The sequence below is a fragment of the Streptococcus sp. 1621 genome (genome assembly GCF_013276615.1).
Classification (GTDB): Bacteria; Bacillota; Bacilli; order Lactobacillales; family Streptococcaceae; genus Streptococcus.
This window is the reverse complement of record NZ_VMLJ01000003.1, coordinates 38,793-47,667: the sequence shown is the minus strand read 5'-3', so window position 1 is coordinate 47,667 and position 8,875 is coordinate 38,793. Positions and strand designations below refer to the sequence as shown.

Annotated in this window: 9 protein-coding genes; all 9 read left to right on the top strand. The window is 43.9% G+C overall.

Annotation, left to right across the window (positions count from 1 at the left end; all coding sequences use genetic code 11):
• Window positions 1–260: 260 nt before the first annotated feature.
• Entirely contained in the window at window positions 261–1,133 is an 873-nt protein-coding gene (rsmA, locus tag HT697_RS00630) for a 16S rRNA (adenine(1518)-N(6)/adenine(1519)-N(6))-dimethyltransferase RsmA (RefSeq protein ID WP_173253231.1), read from the top strand.
• Between the two features lies 1 nt (window position 1,134).
• Window positions 1,135–2,013: a ribosome small subunit-dependent GTPase A gene (rsgA, locus tag HT697_RS00625; protein WP_173253230.1), complete on the top strand. Its 879-nt coding sequence runs from the start codon at window positions 1,135–1,137 to the stop codon at window positions 2,011–2,013.
• Between the two features lie 10 nt (window positions 2,014–2,023).
• The gene (gene rpe, locus HT697_RS00620; RefSeq protein ID WP_173261704.1) at window positions 2,024–2,680 is read left to right on the top strand and encodes a ribulose-phosphate 3-epimerase; all 657 of its coding nucleotides are present in this window, start codon (window positions 2,024–2,026) and stop codon (window positions 2,678–2,680) included.
• The gene (locus HT697_RS00615) at window positions 2,643–3,305 is read left to right on the top strand and encodes a thiamine diphosphokinase (protein ID WP_173261701.1); all 663 of its coding nucleotides are present in this window, start codon (window positions 2,643–2,645) and stop codon (window positions 3,303–3,305) included. The genes rpe and HT697_RS00615 overlap by 38 nt, the downstream gene beginning before the upstream one ends.
• 1 nt (window position 3,306) lies before the next feature.
• Complete coding sequence (locus tag HT697_RS00610) at window positions 3,307–4,563, top strand: DNA recombination protein RmuC (RefSeq protein ID WP_173261698.1); 1,257 nt, start codon at window positions 3,307–3,309, stop codon at window positions 4,561–4,563.
• Entirely contained in the window at window positions 4,553–5,494 is a 942-nt protein-coding gene (locus tag HT697_RS00605) for a 3'-5' exoribonuclease YhaM family protein (protein ID WP_000703197.1), read from the top strand. Before HT697_RS00610 ends, HT697_RS00605 begins: the two co-directional genes overlap by 11 nt.
• Before the next feature lie 266 nt (window positions 5,495–5,760).
• Window positions 5,761–6,588, top strand: a complete 828-nt coding sequence (purR, locus tag HT697_RS00600) for a pur operon repressor (RefSeq protein ID WP_025169708.1) — start codon at window positions 5,761–5,763, stop codon at window positions 6,586–6,588.
• A 66-nt stretch (window positions 6,589–6,654) separates the two neighbouring features.
• On the top strand, window positions 6,655–7,917 hold the full coding sequence (locus tag HT697_RS00595) for a diaminopimelate decarboxylase (protein ID WP_173253227.1): 1,263 nt from the start codon (window positions 6,655–6,657) through the stop codon (window positions 7,915–7,917).
• Between the two features lie 113 nt (window positions 7,918–8,030).
• On the top strand, window positions 8,031–8,825 hold the full coding sequence (gene pflA, locus HT697_RS00590; protein ID WP_049496248.1) for a pyruvate formate-lyase-activating protein: 795 nt from the start codon (window positions 8,031–8,033) through the stop codon (window positions 8,823–8,825).
• The last annotated feature ends 50 nt before the right edge of the window (window positions 8,826–8,875 follow it).

Sequence of the window (8,875 nt, the reverse complement as noted above, 5' to 3'; positions counted from 1 at the left end):
GCTCAAACCACCGTTTTGAGGTTGCAGATAGAACTGACGAAGTCAGTAACATATATACGGCAAGGTGAAGCTGACGTGGTTTGAAGAGATTTTCGAAGAGTATGAACGTATGTTTCGAGAGAACCGCTCAGTCCCCCTTTAAAGATTTCCAAAACTATCTTTCTTCATGAGGAAAGATAGTTTTTTGGTATGATTTTCACCCCCAAAATACAAGGGGAATGTGTTACAATAGTAGTAACAGATAATAGAAAAGAGAATAGATGAGAATTGCAGATTATAGCGTGACCAAGGCAGTGCTGGAGCGTCACGGTTTTACCTTTAAAAAGTCTTTCGGGCAAAACTTCTTGACGGATACCAATATTCTACAAAAAATCGTGGATACGGCTGAGATTGATGGCCAGGTTAATGTCATCGAAATCGGGCCAGGGATTGGTGCCTTGACGGAGTTTTTGGCTGAGCGTGCAGCAGAGGTCATGGCCTTTGAAATTGACCATCGTTTGGTGCCAATCCTAGCAGATACCCTGCGTGATTTTGATAATGTGACCGTTGTCAACGAGGATATTCTCAAGGTTGACTTGGCGCAACATATCCAGAATTTTAAAAATCCTAACCTGCCAATCAAGGTAGTGGCTAATTTGCCTTACTACATCACGACGCCTATTCTCATGCACTTGATCGAGAGCGGAATTCCTTTTAGTGAGTTTGTGGTCATGATGCAAAAAGAGGTAGCGGACCGCATTTCCGCTCAACCAAATACCAAGGCATATGGCAGTTTGTCAATCGCTGTGCAGTATTACATGACTGCCAAGGTTGCCTTTATCGTGCCTCGTACGGTCTTTGTGCCAGCGCCAAATGTGGACTCAGCTATTTTGAAAATGGTACGCCGTCCAGAACCAGCTGTAGCAGTGGAAGACGAGAGCTTCTTCTTTAAGGTTTCCAAGGCAAGTTTCACCCATCGTCGCAAGACCTTGTGGAATAACTTGACAGGTTACTTTGGCAAGACTGAGGAAGTCAAGGACAAGCTGATCAAGGCTTTGGACCAAGCAGGCTTGTCACCAAGTGTGCGTGGGGAAGCTCTCAGCTTGGCAGAATTTGCCGGTCTAGCAGATGCACTTAAGGGGCAAGGACTCTAAGATGCAAGGACAAATTATTAAAGCCCTGGCAGGATTCTACTATGTGGAGAGTGAGGGTCAGGTTTATCAGACACGTGCGCGTGGGAATTTTCGTAAAAAAGGTCATACTCCTTACGTTGGGGACTGGGTAGATTTTTCTGCCGAGGAAAATTCAGAAGGCTATATCCTCAAAATTTACGAACGGAAAAACAGTTTGGTTCGTCCGCCTATTGTTAATATTGACCAAGCCGTGGTGATCATGTCCGTCAAGGAACCGGACTTCAACAGCAATTTGCTGGATCGGTTCTTAGTTCTTTTGGAGCACAAGGGTATTCATCCCATCGTCTATATTTCCAAAATGGATTTGCTGGAAGATAGGGAAGAACTGGATTTTTATCAACAGACCTATGGTGACATCGGCTATGACTTTGTGACCAGTAAGGAGGAACTCCTGCCTTTGTTAACAGGTAAGATTACAGTCTTTATGGGGCAGACAGGTGTTGGTAAGTCAACCCTTCTCAATAAAATCGCACCAGACCTCAATCTTGAAACAGGAGAGATCTCAGACAGTTTGGGTCGCGGTCGTCATACCACTCGAGCTGTTAGTTTTTACAACCTCAATGGGGGCAAAATCGCAGATACACCAGGATTTTCATCCTTGGACTACGAAGTATCAACGGCGGAAGACCTCAATCAGGCCTTTCCAGAGATTGCTACTGTCAGTCGAGACTGCAAATTTCGCACTTGTACCCATACCCATGAGCCGTCTTGTGCGGTCAAGCCAGCAGTGGAAGAAGGTGTTATTGCCAGCTTCCGTTTTGACAACTACCTGCAATTCCTCAGCGAAATTGAAAATCGCAGAGAAACATATAAAAAGGTCAGCAAAAAAATTCCAAAATAAGGAGAAACCTATGTCTCAATACAAGATTGCTCCGTCAATTCTGGCAGCAGATTATGCCAACTTTGAACGTGAAATTAAACGCCTAGAAGCAACTGGGGCAGAGTATGCCCATATCGATATTATGGATGGTCATTTTGTACCGCAAATCAGTTTTGGTGCGGGTGTGGTCGAAGCTCTTCGCCCTCATAGCAAGATGGTTTTCGATTGCCACTTGATGGTGTCAAACCCTGAGCATCATTTAGAGGACTTTGCGCGTGCAGGTGCGGATATTATCAGTATCCATGTGGAAGCAACGCCTCATATTCATGGTGCCCTCCAAAAGATTCGTTCACTCGGAGTTAAGCCTTCAGTCGTTATCAATCCTGGCACACCAGTTGAAGCCATTAAGCATGTGCTTCACCTAGTTGACCAAGTTTTAGTTATGACAGTTAACCCAGGCTTTGGTGGGCAAGCCTTTCTACCAGAGACCATGGATAAGGTCCGTGAGTTGGTTGCTCTTCGTCAGGAAAAAGGTTTGAACTTTGAGATTGAAGTCGATGGTGGGATTGATGACCAAACTATTGACCAAGCCAAAGAAGCTGGTGCGACTGTTTTTGTAGCAGGTTCCTATGTCTTTAAGGGAGATGTCAATGAGCGAGTACAAACTCTCAGAAAACAACTGGGCTAGGGTTGCCGTTTTTGCAGGCGGAGACCGCGGTCATTATCGGACATACTTTGATTGCTTTGTCGGTGTGGATCGAGGCTCGCTTTGGGTCTTGGAGGAAGATCTTCCTCTTGCTCTAGCGGTTGGAGATTTTGATTCTGTGACGGAAGAAGAGCGACAGGTGATTCAAAAACGTGCCCAGTATTTTGTCCAAGCCCGACCAGAAAAGGATGATACAGATCTGGAATTGGCTCTCTTGACTATTTTTGAGAAAAATCCTCAGGCTGAGGTTACTATTTTCGGTGCTTTGGGTGGCCGTATTGATCACATGCTGGCTAACGTCTTTCTACCTAGCAATCCTAAGTTGGCACCCTATATGCGTCAGATAGCGATTGAGGATGGGCAAAATTTGATTGCCTATTGTCCAGAAGGGACTAGTCAGCTACATCCCCGTTCAGACTACGACTATCTTGCCTTTATGCCGGTTCGGGATAGCCAGCTGACTATTATTGGTGCCAAGTATGAGTTGACTGAGGAAAATTTTTTCTTTAAAAAAGTGTACGCTTCTAACGAATATATAGATAGGGAAGTTTCGGTGACTTGCCCAGATGGCTATGTGGTCGTGATGCATAGTAAGGACAGGAGGTAGGATGGAAAGTTTACTTGTTCTATTATTGATTGCCAACCTAGCTGGTATCTTTCTGATTTGGCAAAGGCAGGATAAGCAGGAAAAACATCTAGTCAAGAGCTTGGAGGATCAGGCAGATCACTTGTCAGACCAGTTGGATTATCGTTTTGGACAAGCCAGACAAGCCAGTCAGTTGGATCAAAAAGATCTGGAAGTAGCTGTTAGCGACCGCTTGCAAGAAGTGCGAATCGAGTTGCACCAAGGTCTGACTCAGGTCCGTCAAGAAATGACAGATAATCTCTTGCAAACTAGAGACAAGACTGATCAACGGCTTCAAGCCCTGCAGGAATCCAATGAGCAACGTTTGGAACAAATGCGCCAGACAGTCGAGGAAAAACTAGAAAAGACCTTGCAGACACGCTTACAGGCTTCCTTTGAGACAGTTTCCAAGCAACTGGAGTCAGTCAATCGTGGCCTTGGAGAAATGCAGACAGTTGCCCGCGATGTCGGAGCCCTCAACAAGGTTCTCTCTGGAACTAAGACGCGAGGAATTCTGGGTGAATTGCAACTGGGGCAAATCATCGAAGACATTATGACACCTGCCCAGTATGAACGAGAATACGCAACGGTTGAAAACTCCAGTGAACGAGTGGAGTATGCCATCAAGTTACCCGGACAAGGCGACCAGGAATACGTCTACCTACCAATTGACTCTAAGTTTCCACTGGCAGATTATTACCGCTTGGAAGAAGCCTATGAAGCAGGTGACAAGGACGAAATCGAACGCTGTCGCAAGTCACTCTTAGCAAGCGTCAAGCGCTTTGCCAAGGATATCAAGAGCAAGTACATAGCACCGCCTCGGACGACCAATTTTGGAGTTTTGTTTGTTCCGACAGAAGGTCTCTACTCAGAAATTGTCCGCAATCCGGTCTTCTTTGATGATTTGAGGCGGGAGGAGCAGATTATCGTTGCAGGGCCAAGTACCCTGTCAGCTCTCCTCAATTCCCTATCAGTTGGATTCAAAACTCTCAATATCCAAAAGAGTGCCGACCATATCAGCAAGACTCTTGCCAGTGTCAAGACCGAGTTTGGCAAGTTTGGTGGTATTCTGGTCAAGGCACAAAAGCATCTCCAACATGCCTCGGGCAATATTGATGAATTATTAAACCGTCGTACCACAGCTATCGAGCGGACGCTCCGTCACATTGAATTGTCAGAAGGTGAGCCTGCGCTTGATCTACTCCATTTCCAAGAAGATGAGGAAGAATATGAAGATTAGTCACATGAAAAAAGATGAGCTGTTTGAAGGCTTTTACCTAATCAAGTCAGCTGACCTGAGACAAACTCGCGCTGGGAAAAATTACCTAGCCTTTACCTTCCAAGATGATAGTGGCGAGATTGAAGGAAAACTCTGGGATGCCCAACCTCATAACGTTGAGGCCTTTACAGCAGGTAAGGTTGTTCACATGAAAGGGCGCCGAGAAGTTTATAACAACACTCCACAGGTCAATCAAATTACCCTACGCTTGCCTCAACCTGGCGAACCAAATGATCCAGCTGATTTCAAGGTCAAGTCGCCAGTTGATGTCAAGGAAATTCGTGACTACATGTCGCAAATGATTTTCAAAATTGAAAATCCTGTCTGGCAACGAATTGTCCGAAAGCTCTACACCAAGTATGATAAGGAATTTTACTCTTATCCAGCTGCCAAGACAAACCATCATGCCTTTGAAACGGGCTTGGCCTATCATACGGCAACCATGGTGCGCTTGGCAGATGCCATTAGCGAAATCTATCCTCAGCTCAATAAGAGCCTGCTTTATGCAGGGATTATGCTGCATGACTTAGCTAAAGTCATCGAGTTGACGGGACCAGACCAGACCGAGTACACAGTGCGAGGCAATCTCCTTGGGCATATTGCTCTAATTGATAGCGAAATTACCAAGACAGTTATGGAACTCGGCATCGATGATACCAAGGAAGAAGTCGTTCTGCTTCGTCACGTCATCCTTAGTCACCACGGCTTACTTGAGTATGGAAGTCCAGTCCGTCCACGCATTATGGAAGCAGAGATTATCCATATGATTGATAATCTGGATGCTAGCATGATGATGATGTCAACAGCTCTTGCTTTGGTGGATAAAGGAGAGATGACCAATAAAATCTTCGCTATGGACAATCGTTCCTTCTATAAACCAGATTTAGATTAATAATTTAAGAAAAATGAGCATTTTTTAGGACAAGAATGTTCGTTTTTTTATGTGAATATGGTATAATAAGTAAAAGATAAAAATGAATACTCTTCGAAAATCTCTTCAAACTAGGGTAACATCGCCTTGTCGTATGTATATATGTAGTTATATTACAGACTTTGTCAGTTCTATCGACAACCTCAAAACAGTGTTTTGAATCGTCAGCGACCAGCTTTCTAGTTTGCTTTTTGATTTTTTGAATAAAAATGGAATAGGAAATAGAAATGAAATTAAGAAGAAGTGATCGGATGGTTGTCATTTCCAACTATTTGATTAATCATCCTTATAAACTAACTAGTCTCAATACTTTTGCTGAAAAGTATGAATCTGCTAAATCATCTATCTCAGAAGATATCGTGATTATCAAACGCGCCTTTGAGGAAATCGAAATCGGTCATATCCAGACAGTAACTGGGGCTGGCGGAGGTGTCATCTTTACACCATCTATTTCGAGTCAGGATGCTAAGGAAATGGTTGAAGACTTGCGTGCCAAGTTGTCAGAAAGTGACCGTATCTTGCCAGGTGGTTACATCTACCTATCTGATTTACTTAGCACACCAGCCATCTTGAAAAATATTGGTCGCATTATTGCCAAGAGTTTTATGGATCAAAAAATTGACGCGGTTATGACAGTAGCGACTAAGGGTGTTCCACTTGCAAATGCAGTTGCCAATGTCCTCAATGTTCCTTTTGTTATTGTGCGCCGTGACCTGAAAATTACCGAAGGTTCAACTGTCAGCGTCAACTATGTATCAGGTTCAAGTGGTGACCGCATTGAGAAAATGTTCCTTTCAAAACGTAGTCTCAAGGCAGGCAGCCGTGTCTTGATTGTGGATGACTTCTTGAAAGGTGGCGGAACGGTCAACGGGATGATCAGTCTCTTGCGAGAGTTTGATTCAGAATTGGCAGGTGTAGCGGTCTTTGCGGACAATGCCCAAGAAGAACGTGAAAAGCAGTTTGACTACAAGTCACTCTTGAAGGTAACCAATATTGATGTCAAGAATCAAGCCATTGATGTTGAGGTTGGCAATATCTTTGACGAAGATAAATAAGAGATAGAACTAAAGGTTGGAACGATTGTCCCAGCCTTTCTTTGCAAATAGAATAGAAGGAAACTTATGAAAACACCATTTATCAATAAAGAAGACTTAGAAGCGATTGTTGCCGAGTTCCCGACTCCCTTTCACTTGTATGATGAGAAGGGAATTCGTGAGAAGGCAAGAGCCGTCAATCAAGCCTTTTCGTGGAACAAGGGCTTTAAGGAATATTTTGCAGTTAAGGCTACTCCAACACCAGCTATTTTGAAAATTCTCCAAGAGGAAGGTTGCGGTGTGGACTGCTCTAGTTATGTGGAGCTTTTGATGAGTCATAAACTGGATTTCCCTGGTTCTGAGATTATGTTCTCTTCAAACAACACGCCAGATAAGGAATACGCCTATGCACGTGAATTGGGTGCTACCATTAACTTGGATGCCTTTGAAGATATTGAACATCTGGAGAGAGCAGCAGGCATTCCAGAAATCATCTCATGTCGTTACAATCCTGGAGGTGTTTTTGAACTGGGGACAGACATCATGGACAATCCTGGAGAAGCCAAGTTTGGCATGACCAAGGACCAGCTCTTTGAAGCTTTTGCTATCTTGAAGCAAAAAGGAGCTAAGACTTTTGGGATTCACTCCTTTCTAGCATCCAATACCGTCACCCATCTCTATTATCCAGAGTTGGCGCGTCAGCTTTTTGAATTGGCTGTTGAAATCAAGGAAAAGTTGGGTATTTCACTAGACTTTATCAATCTTTCTGGCGGTATTGGAGTCAACTATCGTCCTGAGCAGGAGCCAAATGATATTGCCTTGATTGGTGAGGGGGTTCGTAAGGTTTATGAAGAGGTCCTTACGCCAGCAGGTCTTGGTCAGGTCAAGATTTTTACCGAATTGGGTCGTTTTATGTTGGCACCTCACGGTACTTTGGTCACAAGAGTCACTCATAAGAAGAAAACCTACCGTACCTATCTAGGTGTGGATGCATCAGCAGTCAATCTCATGCGTCCAGCTATGTACGGAGCCTACCATCATATTACTAACGTGACCCATCCAGATGGACCAGTTGAAGTGGTAGATGTGGTCGGTTCACTTTGTGAAAACAATGATAAATTTGCAGTGAATCGCGAACTTCCTCATACAGAAATCGGTGATTTGCTGGTCATTCATGATACAGGTGCCCACGGTTTTTCAATGGGCTACCAGTACAACGCCAAACTTCGTTCTGCGGAAATCCTTTATACCGAAGAAGGCAAAGCCCGTCAAATCCGCCGTGCAGAGCGTCCTGAGGACTATTTTGCAACCTTGTATGGCTTTGATTTTGAAGAAGAATCTGATAAGTAATTGAAAATGAAATTGAAAAACAGATTGCTTTCTAAAAAATAGGTAAAAATCTTGTTTTTCCTTCAAGTCGTGATATAATAAAACTATAAAACGTTTTCAAGGAAGGTAACGATATGTCTGAAGAAACAATTGATTATGGACAAGTGACAGGAATGGTGCATTCGACAGAAAGTTTTGGGGCGGTAGATGGTCCTGGTATTCGCTTTATTGTCTTTTTGCAGGGCTGTCACATGCGTTGCCAGTATTGCCATAACCCGGACACTTGGGCTATGGAGTCCAATAAGTCACGTGAACGGACGGTAGATGATGTCTTGACAGAGGCCTTGCGCTACCGCGGTTTCTGGGGAGACAAGGGAGGAATCACTGTCAGTGGGGGAGAAGCCCTCTTGCAAATTGATTTCTTGATTGCCCTCTTTACCAAGGCCAAGGAAAAAGGAATCCACTGTACCTTGGACACCTGTGCCCTTCCTTTCCGTAATAAACCACGTTACCTTGAAAAGTTTGACAAACTCATGGCTGTCACTGACTTGGTTCTCTTGGATATCAAGGAAATCAACGAAGAACAGCACAAAATTGTCACTAGCCAAACCAATAAAAACATTCTGGCTTGTGCCCAGTATCTATCAGATATTGGAAAACCTGTCTGGATTCGCCACGTGCTAGTTCCAGGTTTGACAGACAGAGATGATGACTTGATTGAACTTGGTAAGTTCGTCAAGACCCTCAAAAATGTTGATAAGTTTGAAATTCTACCTTATCACACCATGGGAGAATTCAAATGGCGTGAATTGGGAATTCCTTATTCACTCGAAGGGGTTAAACCACCGACAGCAGACCGCGTCAAGAACGCTAAACAACTCATGGATACCGAAAGTTACCAAGACTATATGAAACGTGTACATGGATAAAAAGAAGCCTGATGGAAACATCGGGCTTTTGATACTCAATGAAAATCAAA

What these genes read in the sequence shown, in the direction of transcription:
- rsmA (WP_173253231.1), top strand. Translation starts at nt 261, where the DNA reads ATGAGAATTGCAGATTATAGCGTGACCAAGGCAGTGCTGGAGCGTCAC.
- rsgA (WP_173253230.1), top strand. Translation starts at nt 1,135, where the DNA reads ATGCAAGGACAAATTATTAAAGCCCTGGCAGGATTCTACTATGTGGAG.
- HT697_RS00595 (WP_173253227.1), top strand. Translation starts at nt 6,655, where the DNA reads ATGAAAACACCATTTATCAATAAAGAAGACTTAGAAGCGATTGTTGCC.
- purR (WP_025169708.1), top strand. Translation starts at nt 5,761, where the DNA reads ATGAAATTAAGAAGAAGTGATCGGATGGTTGTCATTTCCAACTATTTG.
- pflA (WP_049496248.1), top strand. Translation starts at nt 8,031, where the DNA reads ATGTCTGAAGAAACAATTGATTATGGACAAGTGACAGGAATGGTGCAT.
- HT697_RS00605 (WP_000703197.1), top strand. Translation starts at nt 4,553, where the DNA reads ATGAAGATTAGTCACATGAAAAAAGATGAGCTGTTTGAAGGCTTTTAC.
- rpe (WP_173261704.1), top strand. Translation starts at nt 2,024, where the DNA reads ATGTCTCAATACAAGATTGCTCCGTCAATTCTGGCAGCAGATTATGCC.
- HT697_RS00615 (WP_173261701.1), top strand. Translation starts at nt 2,643, where the DNA reads ATGAGCGAGTACAAACTCTCAGAAAACAACTGGGCTAGGGTTGCCGTT.
- HT697_RS00610 (WP_173261698.1), top strand. Translation starts at nt 3,307, where the DNA reads ATGGAAAGTTTACTTGTTCTATTATTGATTGCCAACCTAGCTGGTATC.